Annotated in this window: 1 protein-coding gene; it reads left to right on the top strand. The window is 72.0% G+C overall.

The window, feature by feature from the left end:
- Nucleotides 1–7 precede the first annotated feature (7 nt).
- Nucleotides 8–428 (top strand): response regulator (locus ADK36_RS11825; protein ID WP_159029355.1); only part of this gene is annotated, 421 nt, incomplete at its 3' end.

The following is a 428-nucleotide window of genomic DNA, read 5'->3' as shown; positions in this document are numbered from 1 at the left end:
CACCGGCGTGAACGACACGGTGATCCGCGTACTGATCGCGGACGACCAGGAAATGGTCCGCATGGGCTTCCGGCTGATCCTCGGCGCCCAGCCCGGCATCGAGGTGGTCGGCGAGGCCGCCGACGGCGCCGCCTGCGTGGAACTCGCCCGCCGACTGCGGCCCGACGTGTGCCTGGTCGACATCCGGATGCCGAAACTGGACGGCCTGGACGTCACCCGCGCGCTGGCCGGACCCGGCGTCCACAACCCGATGCGCGTCGTCGTGATCACCACGTTCGACCAGGACGACTACGTCCACACAGCGCTGCGCAACGGGGCCTGCGGCTTCCTGCTCAAGGACGCCCCGCCCAGCCTGCTGATCGAGGCGGTACGGGCCGCCGCCCGCGGCGACGCGCTGGTCTCCCCCGCCGTCACCGTCCGGCTGCTGA

The organism is Streptomyces viridochromogenes (assembly GCF_001270495.1).
Classification (GTDB): Bacteria; Actinomycetota; Actinomycetes; order Streptomycetales; family Streptomycetaceae; genus Streptomyces; species Streptomyces viridochromogenes_A.
The sequence above is the reverse complement of the archived record's forward strand: the minus strand, read 5'-3'. Positions and strand labels throughout refer to the sequence as shown.